The organism is Kosakonia sp. 1610 (genome assembly GCF_050435845.1).
Classification (GTDB): Bacteria; Pseudomonadota; Gammaproteobacteria; order Enterobacterales; family Enterobacteriaceae; genus Kosakonia; species Kosakonia cowanii.
Genome location: NZ_JBNDKZ010000009.1, coordinates 69,432 through 93,602 on the forward strand (window position 1 = coordinate 69,432; position 24,171 = coordinate 93,602).

Consider the following 24,171-nt stretch of genomic DNA (forward strand, 5'->3'; position numbering starts at 1 on the left):
TGACATTTTTTGTCGGAGAGTGCTGCTCTGAATATGAAGCAAGGTTTGCAACTACGGCTTAGCCAACAGCTAGCCATGACGCCGCAACTGCAACAGGCCATTCGCCTTTTGCAGTTGTCCACGTTGGAACTTCAGCAGGAACTTCAGCAGGCGCTGGAGAGCAACCCACTGCTGGAACAAACCGATCTTCACGAAGAAGTGGATAGCGAACAGGTTCAGGAAAAAGATGGCCTGGACACCGCGGATGCACTCGAACAGAAAGAGATGCCTGACGAACTGCCGCTGGATGCCAGTTGGGATGAGATCTATACCGCAGGCACCCCGTCCGGCAGCAGTAACGATTACATTGATGATGAACTGCCGATCTACCAGGGTGAAACCACCCAGTCGCTACAGGATTACCTGATGTGGCAGGTTGAGCTGACCCCCTTCTCCGATACGGATCGCGCCATTGCGACCTCGATCGTTGATGCCGTGGACGAAACTGGTTATCTCACCGTGACGCTTGAGGAGATCCTCGAAAGCATGGGGAACGACGAGATCGGCATGGATGAAGTCGAAGCGGTGCTAAAGCGCGTTCAGCGTTTCGATCCCGTTGGCGTTGCCGCGCGCGATCTGCGTGACTGCCTGCTGGTTCAGCTCTCCCAGTTCGCCAAAGCGACACCGTGGTGCGAAGAGGCCCGGCTGATTATCTGCGATCATCTCGATCTGCTGGCCAATCATGACTTCCGCTCGCTGATGCGCGTGACGCGCCTGAAAGAGGATGTGCTGAAAGAGGCGGTCAATCTGATCCAGTCCCTCGATCCGCGTCCCGGGCAGTCGATCCAGACCAGCGAGCCGGAGTATGTGATCCCCGATGTGCTGGTGCGCAAACACAACGGGCGCTGGACGGTTGAGCTTAACGCCGACAGCATTCCGCGTCTTAAGATCAACCAGCAGTATGCGGCGATGGGCAGCGGCGGGCGTAACGACGCCGATACGCAGTTCATTCGCAGTAATCTGCAGGAAGCGAAGTGGTTGATCAAAAGCCTGGAGAGCCGCAATGACACGCTGCTGCGCGTCAGCCGCTGCATCGTCGAGCAGCAGCAGGCGTTCTTTGAGCAGGGCGAAGAATTTATGAAACCGATGGTGCTGGCGGATATCGCCCAGGCCGTCGAGATGCACGAGTCCACTATCTCTCGTGTTACCACCCAGAAGTACCTGCACAGTCCTCGCGGCATTTTTGAACTGAAGTATTTCTTCTCCAGCCATGTGAATACCGAAGGCGGCGGCGAAGCCTCCTCCACGGCCATTCGCGCACTGGTGAAGAAGTTGATCGCCGCGGAAAACCCTGCAAAACCGCTGAGCGACAGTAAGCTGACGACGCTGCTTTCCAATCAGGGAATCATGGTCGCGCGGCGAACCGTTGCGAAGTATCGAGAATCTTTATCCATTCCGCCGTCTAACCAGCGTAAACAGCTGGTGTGACCCAACCGATAAGGAAGACACTATGCAGCTAAACATCACCGGACAAAACGTTGAGATTACCGATGCCCTGCGCGAGTTTGTTAACAGCAAATTTGCCAAGCTGGAGCACTATTTCGACAGGATTAATCAGGTTTATGTTGTGTTGAAAGTGGAAAAGGTGACGCACATTTCAGATGCCACGCTGCATGTGAATGGAGGCGAGCTGCATGCCAGTGCGGAAGGACAAGATATGTATGCTGCTATTGACGGTTTAATTGATAAACTGGCGCGGCAGCTCACGAAGCATAAAGATAAACTGAAACAACACTAATTGTCCGGGCGTCCGTCTGGCGCGTTGCACCCGACCGCAACCCGGTTGGGTGCTGGCTCCGGCGTCGCTTAGGTGAAATTATGATGAATAACGATTCGGCTCTTCAACTGAGCACAGTGCTTAACCAGGAATGTACCCGTAGCGGCGTTCACTGCCAGAGTAAAAAACGCGCGCTGGAAATTATCAGCGAGCTGGCGGCGAAACAGTTAGGTCTGCCGCCGCAGGTGGTCTTCGAAGCGGTTCTTACGCGTGAAAAAATGGGCAGTACCGGCATTGGTAACGGTATCGCCATTCCCCACGGCAAGCTCGAGGAAGATACACTGCGCGCCGTCGGCGTGTTTGTGCAACTCGAAACGCCGATTGCCTTCGACGCTATCGATAATCAACCCGTCGATCTGCTCTTTGCCCTGCTGGTGCCGGCAGATCAAACCAAAACGCATCTGCACACCCTTTCGCTGGTCGCCAAGCGGCTGGCAGATAAAACCATTTGTCGGCGCCTGCGCGGCGCGCAGAGTGATGAAGAGCTCTATGAGATCATCACGCAGACAGAAGGCGAGCGCGGCGATGCGTAACCGGGTAAGACTCTACTTGTCAGTCGTTCTGAGGAGAAATGACCCATGGTCCTGATGATCGTCAGTGGTCGTTCGGGTTCAGGGAAATCCGTGGCGCTACGCGCACTGGAAGATATGGGTTTCTACTGTGTTGATAACCTGCCGGTTGTGCTGTTGCCGGAGCTGGCGCAAACCCTCGCCGATCGCCAGATCTCTGCCGCCGTCAGTATCGATGTGCGCAACATGCCGGAGTCGCCGGAGATCTTTGAGCAGGCGATGAGCAATCTGCCAGAGGCGTTTTCGCCGCAGCTGCTCTTTTTAGATGCGGATCGCAACACCCTGATCCGCCGCTACAGCGACACGCGCCGCCTGCACCCGCTCTCAAGCAAAAATCTGTCGCTGGAGAGCGCTATCGATGAAGAGAGCAATCTGCTTGAGCCGCTGCGTTCGCGTGCCGATCTGATTGTTGATACCTCAGAGATGTCGGTGCATGAGCTGGCAGAGATGCTGCGCACACGCCTTTTAGGCAAACGCGAGCGCGAACTGACCATGGTCTTCGAATCCTTCGGCTTCAAGCACGGCATTCCTATCGATGCTGATTACGTCTTTGACGTGCGCTTCCTGCCGAACCCGCACTGGGATCCGAAACTGCGTCCGATGACCGGCCTCGATAAGCCCGTCGCTGCATTCCTCGACAGGCACACCGAAGTGCATAACTTCATCTACCAGACGCGCAGTTACCTTGAGCTGTGGTTGCCGATGCTGGAGACCAACAACCGTAGCTACCTGACGGTTGCCATCGGCTGTACCGGGGGTAAACACCGCTCTGTCTATATCGCCGAACAACTGGCGGACTACTTCCGCTCGCGCGGCAAAAACGTGCAGTCCCGTCACCGTACGCTGGAAAAACGCAAAACATGACCGTAAAACAAACCGTTGAGATCACCAATAAGCTGGGCATGCACGCGCGCCCGGCGATGAAACTGTTTGAACTGGTACAGGGCTTTGACGCGGAAGTGCTGCTGCGTAACGAAGAGGGAACCGAAGCGGAAGCCAGCAGCGTGATCGCTCTGCTGATGCTGGATTCCGCCAAAGGCCGACAGATTGAAGTCGAAGCCAGCGGCCCTCAGGAAGAGGAAGCGCTGGCCGCGGTGGTGGCGCTGTTTATCGCCGGGTTCGACGAAGAGTAATCAGTGCAGGTTGTTACTCTGCAAAAAGCCTTCGCCACCCAGCTGTTGCATCTGGCGCATGATCCACGCCTGACGGTTACGCACATAACCTGAAGGCGCTGCCGCTTTATAACGAATCGGGTTCGGCAGCACCGCCGCCAGCAGCGCGGCTTCCGACATTGACAGCCGGCTCGCAGGTTTATGAAAATAGCGCTGCGATGCCTCTTCCACACCAAAAATGCCGTCACCAAACTCCGCAATATTCAGGTAGACCGTCAGGATACGCCGTTTCGTCCATACCGCTTCCGTTGTTACCGTCAGCCCCGCCTCCAGCCCTTTTCGCAGCCAGCTTTTACCGTCCCACAAAAAGAGGTTTTTCACCGTCTGTTGCGACAAAGTCGAGGCGCCGCGAATGCGGTTCTCATGCTTTTCATTATGTGAGAGCGCTTTTTCGATCGCCTCCACATCTAATCCCCAGTGATCGGGAAAGCGCTGATCTTCAGCGGCAACTACCGCCAGCGCCATCCACGGTGAGATCTCATCCATGCTGACCCAGTCCGAGTGGGCGACATAGCTAAAATCCCCCGTCAGCCACGCGCTCAGCTGCCGCTCGACCATCACTGCGGAAAACGGCACGGGTAAGAAGCTGAACAGCAGAATACCGCCGCCCCAGAAGGCCACCAGCACTAACAGAACACGCAGAAGAAGACGTTTCAGCGCGGCCTTCAGCGTACCGCCTCCGCCTCGCTTCATTCGCACAATACCAGCACGCGCGTCACCAGCTTCTCAATTCCTGTTGCCGCCTGGGCAATATCTTCCGCCAGCATATACGCCGGCGTGGTCACCACTTTGTTCTCTTCATCGACAACAATATCGTCCACCGGACACGGCACGTGCTCCGCGCCCATCTCTTCCAAAACTTCGGCAGTATCGACATCGGTTCCGATGGTGAGACGCAGCGGGAAGTCGAAAATCTTCGGTAGCGTCGCCGGCGCAATGCACATAAAACCGAGCGGTTTTCCAGCCTCGTGCATCGCCAGCGCGAGGCTTTTCAGATCGCTGTCCACTTCGCAGTCGCCGCCGAGGCTGGCAAAGCTGCTGAGGTTTTTCGCCGCGCCAAAGCCGCCGGGGACAATCAGCGCATCCAGATCGTTTACTGATGCCTGCGCCAGTGGCGCGATCTTGCCGCGGGTAATGCGGGCGGCTTCCACCAGCACGTTACGACTTTCCGCCATGCTTTCGCCGGTGAGGTGATTGATAACATCACTTTGTGCTTTATCGGGCGCAAAACAGACGGCCTCTGCGCCGTTGCGGGCAAGCGCCAGCAGGGTAATTACCGCTTCGTGGATCTCGGAACCGTCATACACACCAGACCCACTAAGAACAACGCCGACTCTTTTCATGCCAAACATCCTTTCTGCGAATTGCGGTCAATAACTAAAAATTTTGATAAGGAAGCCTTGCTTCACACATTTCACTGATTGCTGTAACAAATCATTTAAGATTTGCTATCTTATGTGCGTGTGGTCGAATTTTAATAGACTGCGCCCTTGCAATTAAAACCAAAAATTACGGCGCAGCCACGGTTTCCCTGGTGTTGGCGCAGTATTCGCGCACCCCGGTTAATCCGGGGTCATTTTTTTGCAGCGTCTGCCACCCAGGCTTTGAGCACCGCGACATCATTGCGCCACTCCTGCTTCATCTCTTCCACCCATTCGCCGACATTATCCCACCAGGCGGGAAGATCCGGGGACTGGATCTGCTGGCCCAACTGCTGCAGATGGCGCAGGCCGACGGATCCAGCAGCACCCTTAATTTTGTGCCCCTCTTCAACAATCCCTTTCTGGTCGCGCGCGGTGAGGTTCGACTCCAGCACGCTCAGGTAGCCTGGCATCATCTTCTCAAACACCGCCAGCCCATCGGTAATCAGCTTCGGCCCAACCAGTTCGAGGTACTGCTCAAGCATGGCGGTATCCAGCAGAGTTTGCGCTTTGTCGTTGTCTATCGTTGCCACCTGTTCCTCCTCCTCATCTCCGGCGTCCCAAAACTTTTTGATCATCGCCGTTAATGCTGGCACCGCCAGCGGTTTGCTTAAGACATCATCCATGCCGGCATCCAGATATTCCTGCTTATCTTTCAGCACGTTAGCGGTCAGCGCCACCAGCGGCGGCAATTCGTCGCGCGAATAGCGGCTGGTCAGCGCGCGCGAGATATCCAGCCCGGTCATATCCGGCAACTGAATATCAAGCAGTACCAGGTCATATTCGCCCGGGGCGAACATCTCCAGCGCGGCACCGCCGGTCATCGCCACATCGACGCTGTTGCCGAGTTTCTCCAGCACCGAGCGCGCGACAATCACGTTGAGTTCAATATCTTCTACCAGCAGCACATGCAGCGCTGGTAAGGGCATCTCATCCTCTTCGAAGGCGTCGTCAACCTCTTCCGCCACCGCAGGAGCATGAACGGTCAATGTAAAGAGCGAGCCGTTGCCAGGCTGGCTGCTGACGGTAATATCGCCGCCCATGCTTTTCGCCAGGCGGCGTGAAACCGCAAGCCCGATGCCGGTGCCGGTGGCCGGTTTGCCGCCGTGGCTATCTTTCACCTGATAATACATGGCGAAGATTTTGTCCTGCTCATCGCGCGGAATACCGATCCCTGAGTCCTGGACTTCAAAATGCAGGATCTCACCTTCGTCATAGCGCACGCGCACCGTCACCTGCCCTTCGCGGGTAAATTTCACGGCGTTGCTGATAAGGTTCCAGAGGATCTGCCGCAAACGGGTGCCGTCGGTGATCACCTGGTGCGGCAGCGGCAGCGTCGGCTCGAGTTCGAAACGCAGCCCTTTTTGATGCGCCTGCAGCCCGGAGAGGTTCTCCAGATCCGCCAGGAAACTGGTGAAGTCGAGCGGCTGGTTATCGAGTTGTACTTTGCGCCGCTCCATCTTATCCATGTCGATAATATCGTTGAAGATATTGCCCAGCGTCACCGCAGAGACATGGATGGTTTTGAGGTACTTCTCCTGTTCCGGCGCAAGATCGGTATCCAGCAAAATGCGGCTTAAACCGACAATGCCATTAAGCGGCGTGCGCAGTTCGTGGCTGATGGTAGAGATAAAGGTAGTCTTGTCGCGGCTGGCGCGCTCCAGCGCATCCTGATAGCGCTTACGCTCGGTAATATCGCGCCCGAAGCCCATCAGCCCGTGGCGTTTACCAACGCGGTCATAATAGGGAACTTTGCGGATTTCGAAGCAGGCTTTGCGCCCGTCGGGATAATCCAGCCACTGCTCATAGGTGAGCGAGACGTTGTGACGAAACACTTTCTCGTCGGTCTCAATCACTTTTTGCGCCGCTTCCGGCGAGTAGACATCCTGCGGCTTGAGGTGAATCAGCTGCTTTTCGCTTTTGCCGGTGAGCAGCTCCATAGCGCGGTTGCAGCCAGAAAACTCTTTATCTTCATTGCGATAGAAGACCAGATCGGGGGAAGCATCAAGGAAAGAGCGCAGGAAAGAGGATTGCTGTTCGAGCTGGATCTGCGTCTGCTCACGCTCCTGCATCTCAATCTTCAGCCGCTCAAAGGTTGCCTGTCGTTCCGCCTCGGCTTTTTCGCGATCGCTGATCTCCTGGTTAAGCTGCATGATGTTGTCTTTAAGCTTCACGTTGAGCTTAAGATCGCGCTCGCGCATCTCTTCCAGCTTCTCCACCAGCCGCGATAAGCGCTGGCGTGACTCCTCAAGTTGCTCAACCACTACCGATAAGAAGTAGACCGCCCAGGGGGTGATCAACAGACCAAAGAAGATAGAGCGGATCACGTCAATACGCTCAACCTGCCCCTGCAACACCATCGTGACCGCCATTTGCACCACGATGGCCAGCACCACCAGCGCCAGCGCCAACAGCATGGAAAAGCGCACCAGACCCAGCTTCATCATCAGGTCGACGTAATATTGCGCCAGTAAACGGATTTGCTTCATAGCGTTTTCCTTAAACAAGTCCGCTCAATAATACTCAATTCTGAGCAAGGCGTTGAAGCTTGTGCGAAAAATGCGGCAATAATGTGTGGTTGACCCAGGTTCAGGCGGGCGGCGTCCAGCAGCGACCGAGCGCCGAACCCTGGCCGCCGTGTGCATTAAGGTAGGTGTTGAGTTCGACCATGCCGGTCCAGCGATTTTCGCACCACAGCGGTGCCAGCAGAGTGGGACGGCGGGCGCTGGCAGAAACGCGGTGGTAGATTACCTCTGGCGGCGTGTGGCGGATCATCTCGCCAGCAATGACGGTGTACTCTTCAAGCCCGATGGCGTTCAGACGCCCCGCTTCCCAGGCCTTTGCCATAATGCTGCCTTTCACAATATGCAGTGGGTGCAGCTTGATGCCGTCGACGCCGGTTTCGACCACGCGCTCAAGCGTCGCCATGCAATCCGGCAGCCGCTCGCCCGGCAGGCCAGCAATCAGATGGGTACAGACCTTCAGGCCGCGCGCGCGGGCGAGCCGCGTGGTGTTTTGATAGCAGGCGAAATCGTGGCCGCGATTGATGCGGTGCAGGGTTTTATCGTGCGCGGTTTGTAGCCCCAGCTCCAGCCATACTTCAAAGCCCTGCTGGCGGTATTCGCACAGCAGATCCAGCACCGCATCCGGCACGCAGTCGGGACGCGTTCCGACGCACAACCCAACCATATTGGCCTGGCTCAGCGCCTGCTGGTACATCTCGCGCAGCACCTGCACTTCCGCCCAGGTGCTGGTATAGGCCTGAAAATAGGCGAGATAGCGCCGGGCGCGGTTAACGCGCTGCGCCTGTTCGGCAAGCTGCACCGCAATTGAGCGGTACTGCTGCGCCTCATCGGCAAAAGAGGCGACGTTGCAGAAAGTACAGCCGCCGCGGCCTAACGTGCCATCGCGGTTTGGACAGCTAAAGCCACCGTGCAGCGTCAGCTTATGAACTTTTTCGCCATAGCGCCGGGCAAGATCCCCACCAAACATATTGACTAATTTCTGTAACTGCATAATCTGAAAGGCCGCCCAAATCAAAGGGCGTAGCCTGCCACTATTAGCTTTCATCGGCGATGACCTGGATCAATCGCCCGGGAAGGCTTTATCCATTGCATAATCAGTCAACATAACCGCTATTTCATTCACCCTCAGGGTGATTACTTTTCCTTATGCTGAAAGGTAAATTTGCAGAAATAGGTCTCTACCTGAAAAACAGTGAGATTATGCGGCACGGGTCACAGAAGCAGGATAATAATCTGCTAATAAAAGTCAGGTCAGAACAGAAGAGCGGAAACAGCGCTTTACTACAGTGAGTCAGATCACACTCTCCCAGCGCATTATGCTGTCATAACTGAATGTAAAACTGATTAAACATCCTTTTAAATCAATTGGATGAGTGTCTGTTAGCACATTTTTGGATAAATAAGCTCGGCATTTGACCTGTGTGCGGATTCCCGATAAGTTGGAAATCCGCTGGAAGCTTTCTGGATGAGCAGTCTGCTCATCATATTTATGCAGTAATTGAGATTCCCTCTTAAGCAAGTCCTCAACACTTGTGAATCGATGCGAAAAGGAAATGAAGAGGGCGACATACGAGGCCATTGCCCCGTCGCCATGCTCTTTCTGCGCCTGTGCGTAACGATCGGGAGGGCTCTCGCAGAGCCTGGGGAGGTTCACTGATATGTTGTACGATAAATCTCTTGAGAGAGATAACTGTGGTTTCGGCCTGATCGCCCACATAGAAGGCGAACCTAGCCACAAGGTAGTGCGTACCGCTATTCACGCACTGGCCCGCATGCAGCACCGCGGCGCGATCCTTGCCGATGGTAAAACCGGTGACGGTTGCGGCCTGCTGTTGCAAAAACCTGACCGTTTCTTCCGCATCGTCGCCGAAGAGCGCGGCTGGCGCTTAGCCAAAAACTACGCTGTCGGCATGCTGTTCCTCAATCAGGATCCGGAAAAAGCGGCCGCATCGCGTCGTGTTGTAGAAGAAGAACTTCAGCGTGAGACTCTCTCGCTCGTTGGCTGGCGCGATGTGCCGACCAACGAAGGCGTACTCGGTGAAATCGCCCTCTCCTCACTGCCTCGTATCGAGCAAGTTTTCGTTAACGCCCCGGCCGGCTGGCGTCCGCGTGATATGGAGCGCCGTCTCTTTATTGCCCGCCGCCGCATTGAAAAGCGTTTACAGGAGGATAAAGAGTTCTACGTTTGTAGCCTCTCTAACCTCGTCAACATCTATAAAGGTCTCTGTATGCCGGCGGATCTGCCGCGCTTCTACCTGGACCTGGCGGACCTGCGTCTGGAATCGGCCATCTGCCTGTTCCACCAGCGCTTCTCCACCAATACCGTGCCACGCTGGCCGCTGGCGCAGCCTTTCCGCTACCTGGCGCACAACGGTGAAATCAACACCATTACCGGTAACCGCCAGTGGGCGCGCGCGCGTACCTATAAATTCCAGACGCCGCTGATCCCCGATCTGCATGATGCTGCGCCGTTCGTCAACGAAACCGGCTCTGACTCCAGCTCGATGGATAACATGCTGGAACTGCTGTTAGCAGGCGGGATGGATATCGTGCGCGCCATGCGCTTACTGGTGCCGCCAGCCTGGCAGAACAACCCGGAGATGGATCCGGATCTGCGCAGCTTCTTCGACTTTAACTCCATGCATATGGAGCCGTGGGACGGCCCGGCGGGCATCGTGATGTCCGATGGGCGTTTTGCCGCCTGTAATCTCGACCGTAACGGTCTGCGTCCGGCGCGCTACGTCATCACCAAAGATAAGCTCATCACCTGCGCTTCTGAAGTGGGCATCTGGGATTACCAGCCGGATGAAGTGGTTGAGAAAGGCCGCGTCGGGCCAGGCGAACTGATGGTTATCGATACCCGCGGTGGGCGCATTCTGCACTCCGCCGAGACCGATGACGATCTGAAAAGCCGCCACCCGTATAAAGAGTGGATGGAGAAAAACGTCCGCCGCCTGGTGCCGTTTGAAGATCTCTCCGACGATGAAGTCGGCATCCGCGAGATGGATGACGATCTGCTCACCAGCTACCAGAAACAGTTTAACTACAGCTTTGAAGAGCTGGACTCGGTGATCCGCGTGCTGGGCGAGAACGGCCAGGAAGCGGTCGGCTCGATGGGCGATGATACGCCGTTCGCCGTGCTCTCCAGCCAGCCGCGCATCATTTATGACTACTTCCGCCAGCAGTTTGCGCAGGTCACCAACCCGCCTATCGATCCGCTGCGCGAAGCGCATGTGATGTCGCTGGCGACCAGCATCGGCCGTGAAATGAACGTCTTCTGCGAAGCGGAAGGCCAGGCGCACCGTCTGAGCTTCAAATCGCCGATTCTGCTCTACTCCGATTTCAAACAGCTCACTACCATGACCGAGGAGCACTATCGCGCGGATACGCTCGATATCACCTTCGACGCCACGGCAACGACGCTGGAAGAGACCATTAAAGCGCTGTGCGACAAAGCGGAAGCGATGGTGCGCGAGGGTACCGTGCTGCTAGTGCTCTCCGATCGCAATATTGCCAAAAACCGCCTGCCGGTTCCGGCGCCAATGGCAGTTGGTGCGATTCAGGCGCGCCTGGTGGATAAGAACCTGCGCTGCGACGCCAACATCATTGTTGAAACCGCCAGCGCCCGCGATCCGCACCACTTTGCGGTGCTGCTGGGCTTCGGCGCGACGGCGATCTACCCCTATCTGGCGTATGAGACGCTGGCGAAGCTTATCGACAGCAAAGCGATTGAGAAGAATTACCGCACGGTGATGCTGAACTACCGCAACGGCATCAACAAAGGGCTGTACAAGATCATGTCCAAAATGGGCATCTCGACTATCGCCTCTTACCGCTGCTCAAAACTGTTTGAAGCGGTCGGCCTGCATGATGATGTTACCGAGCTCTGCTTCCAGGGTGTGGTCAGCCGTATCGGCGGTGCCAGCTTCCCGGACTTCCAGCAGGATCTGTTGAACCTCTCCAAACGTGCCTGGCTGGCGCGCAAACCGCTGGAGCAAGGCGGCTTGCTGAAGTACGTTCACGGCGGTGAATACCACGCCTATAACCCGGACGTGGTGCGCACACTGCAAAAAGCGGTTGAGAGCGGCGACTACAGCGATTATCAGCAGTACGCGAAGCTGGTTAACGAGCGTCCGGCGGCAACGCTGCGCGATCTGCTGGCCATTACGCCGGGCAGTGAAGCGGTAAGTCTTAACGACGTTGAACCGGCGACAGAGCTGTTTAAACGCTTCGATACGGCGGCGATGTCTATCGGCGCGCTCAGCCCGGAAGCACACGAAGCGCTGGCGGAAGCGATGAACAGCCTCGGCGGCTTCTCCAACTCCGGCGAAGGCGGCGAAGATCCGGCGCGCTACGGCACCAACAAAGTGTCGCGTATCAAGCAGGTCGCTTCCGGTCGCTTCGGCGTCACGCCAGCCTACCTGGTGAACGCTGATGTTATCCAGATCAAAGTGGCGCAGGGCGCGAAGCCGGGCGAAGGCGGTCAGTTGCCGGGCGATAAAGTGACCCCGTACATTGCCAAATTGCGTTACTCCGTACCGGGCGTGACGCTGATTTCGCCGCCGCCGCACCACGATATCTACTCGATCGAGGATCTGGCGCAGCTGATTTTCGACCTGAAACAGGTCAACCCGAAGGCGCTGATCTCCGTCAAACTGGTTTCCGAACCGGGTGTTGGCACCATCGCGACCGGCGTGGCGAAAGCCTATGCCGATCTGATCACCATTGCCGGTTACGACGGCGGTACCGGCGCAAGCCCGCTCTCCTCCGTAAAATACGCGGGCTGCCCGTGGGAGCTTGGCCTGGTGGAAACCCAGCAGGCGCTGGTGGCGAACGGTCTGCGTCATAAGATTCGCTTGCAGGTCGATGGCGGTCTGAAAACCGGTCAGGACATTATCAAAGCAGCGATTCTCGGTGCAGAGAGCTTCGGTTTCGGTACCGGCCCGATGGTGGCGCTGGGCTGTAAATACCTGCGTATTTGTCACCTCAACAACTGCGCAACCGGTGTGGCAACCCAGGATGAGAAGCTGCGTAAGAATCACTACCACGGGCTGCCGTTCAAAGTGACCAACTACTTTGAATTTATCGCCCGTGAAACCCGCGAGCTAATGGCGCAGCTGGGCGTGAAACGCCTGGTGGATCTGATTGGCCGCACCGACCTGCTGAAAGAGCTTGATGGCTTTACCGCGCGTCAGCAGAAGCTGGATCTCTCCAAACTGCTGGAGACCGCTGAACCGCATGCCGGTAAAGCGCTCTACTGCACCGAGAGCAACCCGCCGTTCGACAATGGTGTGCTGAATGCCCAGCTGTTGCAGCAGGCGAAACCGTTTGTTGATGAGCGCCAGAGCAAAACCTTCTGGTTTGATATCCGCAACACTGACCGCTCGGTTGGCGCGCTGCTCTCTGGCTATATCGCCCAGACGCATGGCGATCAGGGCCTGGCATCGGATCCGATTAAGGCTTACTTCAGCGGTACCGCAGGCCAGAGCTTCGGCGTCTGGAACGCGGGCGGCGTTGAGCTTTACCTCACCGGCGATGCCAACGACTATGTCGGTAAAGGCATGGCGGGCGGGCTGCTGGCGGTACGTCCGCCGGTCGGTTCGGCGTTCCGTAGCCACGAAGCGAGCATTATCGGTAACACCTGCCTGTATGGCGCAACCGGCGGTCGTCTGTACGCCGCAGGCCGCGCGGGCGAGCGTTTCGCCGTGCGTAACTCCGGTGCGATCACCGTGGTTGAAGGCATTGGCGACAACGGCTGTGAATATATGACAGGCGGTATCGTCTGCGTACTCGGCAAAACCGGCGTTAACTTTGGCGCGGGCATGACCGGCGGCTTCGCCTACGTGCTGGATGAAGATGGCGAGTTCCGCAAGCGCGTGAACCCGGAGCTGGTGGAAGTGCTGAGCGTCGACGATCTGGCGATCCACGAAGAGCATCTGCGCGGGTTGATTACCGAGCATGTGCAGCACACCGGCTCGCAGCGCGGTGAAGAGATGCTGGCCAACTGGCCGACCTTTGCCGCCAAATTTGCCCTGGTTAAGCCGAAGTCCAGCGATGTGAAAGCGCTGTTGGGTCACCGTAGTCGTAGCGCGGCAGAGTTGCGCGTGCAGGCGCAGTAAGGAATTGAGATGAGTCAGAACGTTTACCAATTTATCGACTTACAGCGCGTCGATCCGGCAAAGAAACCGCTGAAGCTGCGTAAGATTGCCTTTGTCGAGATCTACGAGCCCTTCTCGGAAGGGCAAGCGAAAGCGCAGGCTGACCGCTGTCTCGCCTGCGGCAACCCCTACTGCGAGTGGAAGTGCCCGGTTCATAACTACATCCCGAACTGGCTGAAGCTGGCAAATGAGGGGCGTATTTTTGAGGCGGCCGAGCTGTCGCACCAGACCAACACGCTGCCGGAAGTGTGCGGGCGCGTCTGCCCGCAGGATCGCCTGTGTGAAGGTTCCTGTACGCTGAACGATGAGTTTGGCGCGGTGACTATCGGCAATATCGAGCGCTATATCAACGATAAAGCCTTCGAGATGGGCTGGCGTCCCGATTTGACCGGCGTGAAGCAGACCGACAAACGCGTGGCGATTATCGGCGCGGGTCCGGCTGGTCTGGCGTGCGCGGATGTGCTGACTCGCAACGGCGTGAAAGCGGTGGTCTATGACCGTCATCCGGAGATTGGCGGCCTGCTGACCTTCGGCATTCCGGCCTTCAAGCTGGAAAAAGAGGTGATGACGCGTCGCCGTGAGATCTTCACCGGCATGGGCATTGAGTTCCAGCTCAACACCGAAGTGGGTCGCGATGTGCAGATTGACGATCTGCTGAAAGCGTACGATGCCGTGTTCCTCGGCGTCGGTACCTATCAGTCGATGCGTGGTGGTCTCGAAAATGAAGATGCGCAGGGCGTGTTTGATGCGCTGCCGTTCCTGATTGCCAATACCAAGCAGATCATGGGCTATGGCGAAACGCCGTCAGAACCCTATATCACGATGGAAGGCAAACGCGTTGTGGTGCTGGGCGGGGGCGATACCGCGATGGACTGCGTACGTACCTCGGTGCGCCAGGGGGCCACTCACGTAATCTGCGCCTATCGTCGTGACGAAGAGAACATGCCTGGCTCACGTCGCGAAGTGAAAAACGCGCGTGAAGAGGGCGTTGAGTTCCAGTTCAACGTGCAGCCGCTGGGGATTGAAGTGAATGCCAACGGTAAAGTGAGCGGCGTGAAGATGGCGCGCACCGAAATGGGCGCACCGGATGAGAAAGGCCGTCGCCGCGCCGAGATCGTTGCAGGCTCCGAGCACGTTGTTCCGGCTGATGCGGTGGTAATGGCATTTGGTTTCCGCCCGCACAGTATGGAGTGGCTGGCGAAGCACAGCGTTGAGCTCGATTCGCAGGGCCGCGTGATTGCCCCGGAAGGGAGCGATAACGCGTTCCAGACCAGCAACCCGAAAATCTTCGCCGGTGGCGATATCGTTCGCGGTTCCGACCTGGTCGTGACAGCGATTGCCGAAGGGCGTAAAGCCGCAGACGGCATCCTCAACTATCTCGAAGTGTGATCTTGCGACGACGATAAAAAAAGGAGGCTGCGGCCTCCTTTTTCATATTCTGCGGGCAATAAAAAAGCAGAACCGGGGTTCTGCTTTTCTCAGGTTATTTCACCACACGCAGTGATGGACGCCCACCGCGCGGCGGCGGATCGTCGTCCGGATCGTTATCCTGATCCACTGCATGATCGGGTTTATCACCGTCAATAACCGACATCACCGTCTCGTTCTCCTGCTCGGGCATCTCACCATCATCGTTGAGACTGACGAGCTCTTCGTCGTAGGCGGTTTCTGGCTCAAACATTGTGCCGGCACCGTTTTCACGGGCATAAACGGCCAGTACGGCAGCCATCGGCACTTCCACCTGGCGCGGCACACCGCCGAAACGCGCGTTGAAGCGCACTTCGTCGTTGCCCAGTTCCAGGTTGCCCACCGCACGCGGTGCGATGTTTAACACGATCTGGCCGTCACGCGCATACTCCATCGGCACGCGTACGCCCGGCAACGTCACATCAACAACCAGATGCGGCGTCAGCTGGTTATCCAGCAGCCATTCGTAAAAGGCCCGCAGCAAATACGGGCGGCGTGGAGACAGTTGCGACAAATCCATGATTAACCCCGACCAAGGCGCATTTCGCGCTCGGCTTCTGTCAGAGAGGCAAGGAAAGAATCACGTTCGAAGACGCGCGTCATGTACCCTTTCAGCTCTTTCGCGCCTGTGCCGCTCAGCTCGATGCCCAGTACCGGCAGACGCCACAGCAGCGGCGCAAGGTAGCAGTCAACCAGGCTGAATTCGTCATTCAGGAAGTAAGGCTTCTGGGTAAACAGCGGGCCAATCGCCAGCAGCTCTTCACGCAGCTGTTTACGGGCGGCATCGGCCTGCGCACCGCTGTTGTTCTCGATGACGTTCATCAGCGAGTACCAGTCTTTCTCGATGCGGTGCATGTAGAGACGGCTTTCACCGCGCGCCACCGGATAAACCGGCATTAATGGCGGGTGCGGAAAACGCTCGTCCAGATATTCCATAATGATGCGTGATTCCCACAGGGTGAGTTCACGATCTACAAGTGTCGGTACGCTTTGACTCGGGTTGAGGTCAATCAGATCCTGAGGAGGATTATCCTTTTCCACGTGCTCAATTTCAAAGCTGACACCCTTCTCGGCCAGCACGATGCGGACCTGATGACTATAGATGTCCACAGGACCAGAAAACAGCGTCATTACCGAACGTTTGTTGGCAGCGACAGCCATGAAAACCTCCAGGTATATTCAGAAATACTGCTACCGGACTTAATCGACCGGTCAGATGTTAGTTAGCTACCCGCGCGCACTGTCTCTCTTGTTCAAAAAACAAACAAAAAACGAACAATCCCAGCCATTTGGGCAGAAAATTGGATGATAGTTTACCAGATTTTGCGCGCTTTGTGGTGAGGGGATTCCGGAAATGCTGAAAAAGAGGAGATAAGCGATTGATTGCTGTGGATAACACAATTTTTATCCATAAAAAAACCCGGCTTGCACCGGGTTTTTCGCCAATCGTTCTGCCGAAGCAGAGGACAATTAACGTTTGGAGAACTGCGGACGACGACGTGCTTTACGCAGACCGACTTTCTTACGTTCAACCTGACGAGCGTCACGAGTAACGAAGCCAGCTTTACGCAGTTCAGCGCGCAGGGACTCGTCGTACTCCATCAGAGCGCGGGTGATACCGTGACGGATCGCACCAGCCTGACCGGAGATACCACCACCTTTAACGGTGATGTACAGGTCCAATTTCTCAACCATGTCGACCAGTTCCAGCGGCTGACGAACTACCATGCGGGCAGTTTCACGACCAAAGTACTGTTCCAGCGAACGCTGGTTGATTACGATTTTACCGTTGCCCGGTTTGATAAACACGCGAGCGGCGGAGCTTTTGCGGCGACCAGTGCCGTAGTATTGATTTTCAGCCATTGCCTATAATCCCGATTAGATGTCAAGAACTTGCGGTTGCTGTGCCGCGTGGTTGTGCTCGTTGCCAGCGTAAACTTTCAGTTTACGGTACATAGCACGACCCAGCGGGCCTTTTGGCAGCATGCCTTTAACCGCGATTTCAATCACACGCTCAGGACGGCGGGCAATCATCTCTTCAAAGGTCGCTTGTTTGATACCACCGATGTGGCCAGTGTGGTGGTAATACACTTTGTCTTCACGCTTGTTGCCGGTTACAGCAACTTTCTCAGCGTTCAGAACGATGATGTAATCACCAGTATCAACGTGCGGAGTGTATTCCGCTTTGTGCTTACCGCGCAGGCGACGAGCCAGTTCGGTAGCCAGACGACCCAGAGTTTTACCGGTCGCGTCAACAACATACCAGTCGCGTTTTACGGTTTCTGGTTTAGCTGTAAAAGTTTTCATTAAAAGCTTACCCAAATAATTAGTTTCACGTTGGTGAACACCCAAACGTTTGTCAGTTGAGGTTCACACGACAAAGTCCGGCAAACCTACCCCTTCGAATAGCCTATGCCGGCGCATAGAAAGTTTTGGGGAAAAAAAACTTTCCCGTAACGTGGGGTCGCAGGATTATAGAGAAGTCGGGGTCAAAGATCGACCCCTTTTCGTCTTTTGCTGTTGGATTTCTGCGCCAGATGGCAATGAAAAAAGGATTACGGCATATGCTCGCGTTTCAGGTACTCCTCGCTCTGCATCTCCTGCAGGCGCGATAAACAGCGCTGAAACTCAAACTTCACCCGCTCGCCCTGGTAAATCTCATGCAGCGGCGCGGCGGCGCTCACCGCCAGCTTTACGTGGCGCTCATAAAATTCATCCACCAGCGCAATAAAGCGGCGCGCCTCGTTCTCCATCAGCGTCGTCATCACCGGTACGTCAAACAGCATCACGGTGTGGAAAAGGCGCGACAGCGCGATGTAATCATGCTGACTGCGCGCATCAACACATAATGTAGCGAAAGAGACGGCTAAGGTTTGATTCTCCACGCCAAGCGTCGCCAGCGGCCGGTGGTTAATCTCCAGCTCCGGCGCGTGGCTGCGCGGTGCGCCCGCCAGCGCCAGCCACAGCTTATCCATCTGCTGGGTTGTCTGTTCATTAAGCGGCGACAGCCATAAATGCGCCTGCGTCAGCGTGCGTAAGCGGTAATCGATGCCGGCGTCGACATTCATTACATCGCAAAACTGCTTGATCGCCTCAATGGCGGGCAGAAAGCGGGCGCGCTGTAAGCCGTTGCGATAGAGCTCGTCCGGCGGAATATTCGAGGTCGCCACCAGCGTAATGCCGCGCGCGAAGAGCGCCTTCATCAGCCCGCCAAGCAGCATCGCATCGGTGATATCGGAAACGAAAAATTCGTCAAAACAGAGGACGTCGGTTTGCGCCTTAAAACGGTCGGCGACAATCTCCAGCGGATCGCTCTGCCCTTGCAGCGAGGTTAACTCTTCATGCACACGCAGCATAAAGCGGTGAAAGTGCAGACGCTGTTTACGCTCGCCCGGCAGGCTGTGATAGAAGAGATCCATCAGCCAGGTTTTGCCTCGCCCGACGCCGCCCCACATATAGAGGCCGCGCACCGGTTCGCGCGATGCGCTGTCGCGTTTGCCCAGCAGCTTGCTGAATTTCGCCATCAGGCCTCCGCTTTGCTGTGCGACGGGCTCCTGTTCGGCAATCAACTGTTGATAAATCGTATCCAGCCGGGTGACAGCTTCTTTTTGCACATCGTCCGGCTGATGGCTACCCTCTTTCAGGGCAGTAAGATATCGCGATGTCGGGGAAAGGCTTTGCATGGTGTTATTGTTGTTCCTTGAAAATCGATCCGCCCCCACAGGGTTGACGAAAAAAAGGCCGCTCTACACTACGCGATGCAGCGTCAGGATTCCACTTCTGCACCTTTAGCGGTTATAGTGGCACTCTCCGGCGCAGGCAAGAAGCTTGCAGCCCACCCCCTACGGAATCGAACAACAATGGGAGAAGTCATGACCTGGGAATACGCGCTAATTGGGTTAGTTGTCGGCATTATTATTGGTGCCGTGGGCATGCGTTTCGGAAACCGGAAATTGCGTCAACAGCAGGCCTTGCAGTATGAACTGGAAAAAAACAAAGCAGATCTGGAAGAGTACCGCGAAGAGCTGGTGAGCCACTTTGCCCGCAGCGCTGAACTTCTGGACAACATGGCGGACGACTATCGTCAGCTCTATCAACATATGGCGAAGAGCTCCTCCAGCCTGCTGCCGGAAATGTCCGCGGAGGAGAATCCGTTCCGCAACCGTCTGTCAGAGTCTGAAGCGAACAACGATCAGGCCCCGGTACAGATCCCGCGTGACTACTCTGAAGGCGCATCGGGTCTGCTGCGCAGTCGCGCCAATCGCAAATAAGGCCTCTCACTCTCCTTATTTATACGGGCGCGTCCCCCGCGCCCGTCGCAACTTCCCCATTCCAGCTATCATTTAGTCATTCTTCGCATTGTTACCCGGTTGAAATTTCAATAACATCACTCTGTTTTGGGCATCTTTCCTTCCACTTCAGGTTACTGAGAGCCAGCATCGATGAAGAAACAAACCCAGCTGTTGAGTGCAATCGCGTTAAGTGTCGGCTTATCTCTCTCGGCACCGTTGGCAACGGCGGCGATGCCGTCACAGGTGCCTGGCCAGGGGGCGTTACCCAGTCTTGCGCCGGTTCTTGAAAAAGTGCTTCCCGCCGTGGTCAGCGTGCAGGTTGAAGGCACGGCAGTCCAGGGCCATAAGGTCCCGGAAGAGCTAAAAAAATTCTTCGGTGAAGAAGCGCCTGACCAGCCGCAACAGCCGCAGCCGTTTGAAGGGCTGGGCTCCGGAGTGATTATTGATGCCGCAAAGGGCTACGTCCTGACCAATAATCACGTCATCAACCAGGCGCAAAAAATCAGCGTGCAGCTTAATGATGGCCGTGAATTCGACGCCAAACTGATCGGCGGCGATGACCAGAGCGACATCGCACTGCTACAGCTGCAAAACCCCAGCAACCTGACGCAAATCGCCATTGCAGACTCCGATAAGCTGCGCGTCGGTGACTTTGTCGTCGCGGTGGGTAACCCGTTTGGCCTCGGGCAGACCGCAACGTCCGGGATTGTCTCGGCGCTCGGTCGCAGCGGCCTTAACCTCGAAGGGCTGGAGAACTTTATCCAGACCGATGCCTCGATTAACCGCGGTAACTCCGGCGGCGCGCTGCTCAATCTTAACGGCGAGCTGATCGGCATTAACACCGCCATCCTCGCTCCCGGCGGCGGCAGCGTCGGCATCGGCTTTGCTATCCCCAGCAATATGGCGCAAACCCTCTCTCACCAGCTGATTCAGTTTGGAGAGATTAAGCGCGGCCTGCTCGGCATTAAAGGTACGGAGATGAGCGCGGATATCGCCAAAGCCTTTAATCTGAATGTGCAGCGTGGGGCGTTTGTCAGCGAAGTGCTGCCCAACTCCGGCTCGGCGAAAGCGGGAATTAAATCCGGGGATGTGATTGTCAGCCTTAACGGTAAAGCCCTGAACAGCTTCGCGGAACTGCGCTCGCGCATCGCCACCACTGAACCGGGCGCGAAAGTGAAGCTTGGGCTGCTGCGAGACGGTAAACCGCTCGACGTTGAAGTGACGCTGGATAAGAGCACCTCCGCTTCCGCCAGCGCAGAGCTGATCTCCCCGGCATTGCAGGGCGCAGAGTTGAGCGACGGGCAGCTGAAGGATGGCACCAAAGGCATTCGGGTCGGTGAGGTTGAAAAAGGCAGCTCGGCGGCACAGGCCGGTCTGCATAAAGATGATGTGATCATCGGCGTTAACCGTACGCGCGTGCAGTCCATCGCCGAGATGCGCAAAGTGCTGGAGACCAAGCCGTCGATAATGGCGCTGCACATTGTGCGGGGTAACGACAGCATCTATCTGCTGCTGCGTTAACCCTTTCCTCGTCCGGGCATCACCGCTGCGTGTGATGTCCGGATAACTCATGGTATGCTGCTGCGGTCCTTCTTTTAACGACTATCCCATCATGTATGTGAAGCTTTTACGTTCGATTGCAATCGGTGTTGTCGTCGGTGGCCTGATCATCGCCGCCATGCCGTCGCTACGTCAGAATAACCCGCTCGCGACGCATCAGTTAGACAGCGCCGATGAGACACCTGCGTCCTATAACCCGGCCGTGCGCCGCGCCGCGCCCGCAGTGGTCAACGTCTATAACCGTAGCCTGAACAGCTCCACGCACGATCGCCTCGAAATCCGCACCCTCGGCTCCGGCGTCATCATGGATCAGCGCGGCTATATCATCACCAACAAGCATGTGATCAACGATGCGGATCAGATTATCGTCGCCCTGCAGGATGGACGCGTCTTTGAAGCTTTATTGGTCGGCTCAGATAGCCTGACGGACCTGGCAGTGCTGAAAGTGAACGCCAACTCCGGGCTGCCGGTCATCCCCATCAATGCCAAGCGCACGCCGCATATTGGCGATGTAGTGCTGGCAATCGGCAACCCCTATAACCTCGGGCAGACCATTACCCAGGGGATTATCAGCGCCACCGGGCGTATCGGCCTCAACCCCAGCGGGCGGCAAAACTTCCTGCAGACCGATGCATCCATCAACCACGGCAACTCCGGCGGCGCGCTGGTCAACTCGCTGGGCGAGTTAATGGGCATCAATACCCTGTCGTTTGATAAGAGCAATGACGGCGAGACGCCGGAGGGGATTGGTTTCGCCATTCCTTTCCAGCTGGCCACCAAGATTATGGACAAGCTTATCCGTGACGGGCGGGTGATCCGCGGTTATATCGGTATCGGCGGACGCGAGATTGCCCCGCTGCACGCTCAGGGCACCGGCATCGATCCGATTCAGGGAATTGTGGTTAATGAAGTGTCGCCAGACGGCCCGGCGGCGCGGGCAGGTATTCAGGTCAATGACGTGATCACCTCGGTGAACGGCAAGCCAGCGGTCTCCGCGCTGGAAACCATGGACCAGGTAGCAGAGATCCGCCCCGGTTCAGAGATCCCGGTTGAAGTGATGCGCGACGACAAAAAGCTGACGCTACACGTTACGATTCAGGAGTACCCGGCCACCAACTGACGGCCATAAAAAAACCGGAGCACAGGCTCCGGTTTCTCATTTCAGCCGCGCTTAGCGGTTGACGAAATCGACACCGAGTTCGATATCTTTTTTCAGCGTATCCAGCATGCCTTCCAGCGACTGCTGCTCAAACGCGCTGAGCTGGCCAATCGCCTTGCGCTCTTCTACGCCGTTTTTACCCAGCAGCAGCGGCTGCGAGAAGAAACGCGCATGTTCGCCATCGCCTTCAACATAGGCGCACTCAACGATGCCGCTCTCGCCCTGCAGGGCGCGAACCAGCGACAGACCAAAGCGCGCAGCTGCCTGGCCCATGGAGAGGGTTGCTGAACCGCCACCCGCCTTCGCTTCCACCACTTCGGTGCCGGCGTTCTGAATACGTTTGGTCAGGTCGGCAACTTCCTGCTCGCTGAAGGTCACGCCCGGGATCTGCGACAGCAGCGGCAGGATCGTCACGCCAGAGTGCCCGCCAATCACCGGCACTTCGATCTCGGCAGGTTTCTTACCTTTCAGCTCAGCAACAAAAGTATTAGAGCGAATGATGTCCAGCGTGGTCACGCCAAACAGTTTGTTCTTGTCATAGACACCCGCTTTTTTCAGCACTTCAGCCGCAATCGCGACGGTGGTGTTGACCGGGTTGGTAATGATACCGATACAGGCTTTCGGCGCGGTTTTTGCCACCTGCGCCACCAGGTTCTTCACGATACCGGCATTCACGTTAAACAGGTCAGAGCGATCCATACCCGGCTTACGCGCAACCCCTGCGGAGATCAGCACCACGTCGGCACCTTCCAGCGCTGGCGTCGCATCTTCACCGGAGAAGCCTTTGATGTTTACATCGGTCGGGATATGGCTGAGATCTACAGCGACACCGGGAGTGACAGGTGCGATGTCGTAGAGGGAGAGTTCTGAACCTGAAGGCAGTTGTGTTTTCAGTAGTAGGGCAAGCGCCTGGCCGATACCGCCGGCCGCGCCGAGGACTGCGACTTTCATCCTAAACTCCTTATTATGGTTAGCTAAATATATTGTTACTCCGCTGCGGCGACCTTAATTCACCCTGCTAATTATGACAATAAGTGCGCCAAAATAACGCGGCACAGCCCACTGTAGCGATTTTATAAAAGGGTTAAATATGACCGTCAGATCGGCAAGCTAAGCAACTAACTTAACGAGTTTATAATATAGCTGTAGAATTCACCAAAATAACATCATATTTATAACATTTAATTTACTTTTTACTCTTATTTGCGACGTAAGCCACATGCTGATGTCCTTAACGAAAGAATTTGCTAAACTCCGCGCCCTTCCCCATAACTTTTCAGCATATTTATCTGCAGAATGTTTGCATAAAAATTCATTAATATGCATAATAATGTCGATTTCACAGCCATATTACGGGTGACTTATGCGAAGCTCGGCTAAACAAGAAGAATTAGTGAAAGCGTTTAAAGCGCTTTTAAAAGAAGAGAAATTCAGTTCCCAGGGTGAAATTGTCCAGGCCTTACAAGAAGAGGGCTTCGACAATATCAACCAGTCTAAAGTCTCACGCATGTTGACCAAGTTCGGCGCGGTGCGCACGCGTAACGCGAAGATGGAAATGGTTTACTGCCTGCCGATTGAGATGGGCGTGCCGACGACCTCCAGCCCGCTGAAGAACCTGGTGCTGGACATCGACTACAACGACGCGGTAGTGGTTATCCACACCAGTCCGGGTGCCGCACAGCTGATCGCGCGCCTGCTCGACTCGCTGGGTAAAGCGGAAGGGATCCTCGGCACCATCGCCGGTGACGACACCATCTTCACTACGCCAGCCCGCGGCTTTACCGTTAAAGATCTCTACGAAGCGATCCTCGTCCTCTTCGAACAAGAGCTTTAATCGCGCATTCCCCTCGGTTCCCGCTGAGGGGGAATGTTCGGCATTTCTTCCCTTTCAGGCGACTTTCCACCCCATATCATTTAACAAATAGTGCGATTTTTCTTTTCATTACCCTGCCGCAGCCGATAGCACCGCACAAAAAATCAAAGCAATCTATCTCGCTGATTTTATTAATCCTCGTTAACTAATTCTTCGCCT

21 protein-coding genes are annotated in these 24,171 nt (G+C 56.0%); 11 read left to right on the plus strand and 10 right to left on the minus strand.

What is annotated here, in order from left to right; translation table 11 throughout:
* Positions 1-33: 33 nt before the first annotated feature.
* From rpoN to npr, 5 genes are all read left to right on the plus strand, one after another.
* Positions 34-1,467, plus strand: a complete 1,434-nt coding sequence (gene rpoN / locus ABIC80_RS20075) for an RNA polymerase factor sigma-54 (protein ID WP_034813638.1) — start codon at positions 34-36, stop codon at positions 1,465-1,467.
* A gap of 22 nt (positions 1,468-1,489) precedes the next feature.
* Positions 1,490-1,777 (plus strand): ribosome hibernation promoting factor, encoded by a 288-nt coding sequence (gene hpf, locus ABIC80_RS20080; RefSeq protein WP_023480744.1) that lies wholly within the window; start codon positions 1,490-1,492, stop codon positions 1,775-1,777.
* An 80-nt stretch (positions 1,778-1,857) separates the two neighbouring features.
* On the plus strand, positions 1,858-2,349 hold the full coding sequence (gene ptsN / locus ABIC80_RS20085; RefSeq protein WP_023480947.1) for a PTS IIA-like nitrogen regulatory protein PtsN: 492 nt from the start codon (positions 1,858-1,860) through the stop codon (positions 2,347-2,349).
* A gap of 45 nt (positions 2,350-2,394) precedes the next feature.
* Positions 2,395-3,249, plus strand: a complete 855-nt coding sequence (gene rapZ / locus ABIC80_RS20090; RefSeq protein WP_023480906.1) for an RNase adapter RapZ — start codon at positions 2,395-2,397, stop codon at positions 3,247-3,249.
* Positions 3,246-3,518, plus strand: a complete 273-nt coding sequence (npr, locus tag ABIC80_RS20095) for a PTS phosphocarrier protein NPr (RefSeq protein ID WP_023481048.1) — start codon at positions 3,246-3,248, stop codon at positions 3,516-3,518. The genes rapZ and npr overlap by 4 nt, the downstream gene beginning before the upstream one ends.
* Here the strand turns inward: npr and mtgA are convergent, their stop codons facing one another.
* From mtgA to ABIC80_RS20115, 4 genes are all read right to left on the minus strand, one after another.
* Positions 3,519-4,250 (minus strand): monofunctional biosynthetic peptidoglycan transglycosylase, encoded by a 732-nt coding sequence (gene mtgA, locus ABIC80_RS20100; protein WP_429178396.1) that lies wholly within the window; start codon positions 4,248-4,250, stop codon positions 3,519-3,521.
* Complete coding sequence (gene elbB / locus ABIC80_RS20105; protein WP_094422264.1) at positions 4,247-4,900, minus strand: isoprenoid biosynthesis glyoxalase ElbB; 654 nt, start codon at positions 4,898-4,900, stop codon at positions 4,247-4,249. Before elbB ends, mtgA begins: the two co-directional genes overlap by 4 nt.
* 230 nt (positions 4,901-5,130) lie before the next feature.
* Positions 5,131-7,467, minus strand: coding sequence for an aerobic respiration two-component sensor histidine kinase ArcB (arcB, locus tag ABIC80_RS20110; RefSeq protein ID WP_270221585.1), 2,337 nt, complete (start codon positions 7,465-7,467; stop codon positions 5,131-5,133).
* A gap of 100 nt (positions 7,468-7,567) precedes the next feature.
* Positions 7,568-8,494, minus strand: a complete 927-nt coding sequence (locus ABIC80_RS20115) for a TIGR01212 family radical SAM protein (protein ID WP_429178412.1) — start codon at positions 8,492-8,494, stop codon at positions 7,568-7,570.
* A gap of 667 nt (positions 8,495-9,161) precedes the next feature.
* On the opposite strand from ABIC80_RS20115, the gene gltB reads away from it, so the two are divergent.
* Together gltB and ABIC80_RS20125 are read left to right on the plus strand one after the other, a co-directional pair.
* On the plus strand, positions 9,162-13,622 hold the full coding sequence (gene gltB / locus ABIC80_RS20120; RefSeq protein WP_305207396.1) for a glutamate synthase large subunit: 4,461 nt from the start codon (positions 9,162-9,164) through the stop codon (positions 13,620-13,622).
* A gap of 9 nt (positions 13,623-13,631) precedes the next feature.
* Complete coding sequence (locus ABIC80_RS20125) at positions 13,632-15,050, plus strand: glutamate synthase small subunit (protein WP_429178397.1); 1,419 nt, start codon at positions 13,632-13,634, stop codon at positions 15,048-15,050.
* Positions 15,051-15,144: 94 nt separating this feature from the next.
* On the opposite strand, the gene sspB is transcribed toward ABIC80_RS20125, so the two are convergent.
* The 5 genes from sspB to zapE form a co-directional block, all read right to left on the minus strand.
* Positions 15,145-15,648, minus strand: a complete 504-nt coding sequence (gene sspB, locus ABIC80_RS20130) for a ClpXP protease specificity-enhancing factor (protein ID WP_023481029.1) — start codon at positions 15,646-15,648, stop codon at positions 15,145-15,147.
* Between the two features lie 2 nt (positions 15,649-15,650).
* Positions 15,651-16,289 (minus strand): stringent starvation protein SspA, encoded by a 639-nt coding sequence (sspA, locus tag ABIC80_RS20135; protein WP_023480809.1) that lies wholly within the window; start codon positions 16,287-16,289, stop codon positions 15,651-15,653.
* A gap of 309 nt (positions 16,290-16,598) precedes the next feature.
* Entirely contained in the window at positions 16,599-16,991 is a 393-nt protein-coding gene (gene rpsI, locus ABIC80_RS20140) for a 30S ribosomal protein S9 (RefSeq protein WP_023480836.1), read from the minus strand.
* 15 nt (positions 16,992-17,006) lie between these two features.
* On the minus strand, positions 17,007-17,435 hold the full coding sequence (rplM, locus tag ABIC80_RS20145) for a 50S ribosomal protein L13 (protein WP_023480976.1): 429 nt from the start codon (positions 17,433-17,435) through the stop codon (positions 17,007-17,009).
* A 248-nt stretch (positions 17,436-17,683) separates the two neighbouring features.
* Positions 17,684-18,811, minus strand: coding sequence for a cell division protein ZapE (gene zapE / locus ABIC80_RS20150; protein ID WP_429178398.1), 1,128 nt, complete (start codon positions 18,809-18,811; stop codon positions 17,684-17,686).
* Between the two features lie 189 nt (positions 18,812-19,000).
* On the opposite strand from zapE, the gene zapG reads away from it, so the two are divergent.
* The 3 genes from zapG to degS all read left to right on the plus strand — a co-directional run bounded on the left by zapG (position 19,001) and on the right by degS (position 22,100).
* On the plus strand, positions 19,001-19,399 hold the full coding sequence (gene zapG / locus ABIC80_RS20155; RefSeq protein WP_429178399.1) for a Z-ring associated protein ZapG: 399 nt from the start codon (positions 19,001-19,003) through the stop codon (positions 19,397-19,399).
* Between the two features lie 171 nt (positions 19,400-19,570).
* Entirely contained in the window at positions 19,571-20,941 is a 1,371-nt protein-coding gene (gene degQ, locus ABIC80_RS20160) for a serine endoprotease DegQ (RefSeq protein WP_429178400.1), read from the plus strand.
* Positions 20,942-21,032: 91 nt separating this feature from the next.
* The gene (gene degS / locus ABIC80_RS20165; protein WP_023480784.1) at positions 21,033-22,100 is read left to right on the plus strand and encodes an outer membrane-stress sensor serine endopeptidase DegS; all 1,068 of its coding nucleotides are present in this window, start codon (positions 21,033-21,035) and stop codon (positions 22,098-22,100) included.
* A 51-nt stretch (positions 22,101-22,151) separates the two neighbouring features.
* Here degS and mdh read toward each other — a convergent pair whose 3' ends face one another.
* Positions 22,152-23,090: a malate dehydrogenase gene (mdh, locus tag ABIC80_RS20170; protein ID WP_042715833.1), complete on the minus strand. Its 939-nt coding sequence runs from the start codon at positions 23,088-23,090 to the stop codon at positions 22,152-22,154.
* A gap of 412 nt (positions 23,091-23,502) precedes the next feature.
* Between mdh and argR the strand changes: the two genes are divergently transcribed.
* Positions 23,503-23,973 (plus strand): transcriptional regulator ArgR, encoded by a 471-nt coding sequence (gene argR / locus ABIC80_RS20175; RefSeq protein ID WP_023480960.1) that lies wholly within the window; start codon positions 23,503-23,505, stop codon positions 23,971-23,973.
* Positions 23,974-24,171 lie beyond the last annotated feature (198 nt).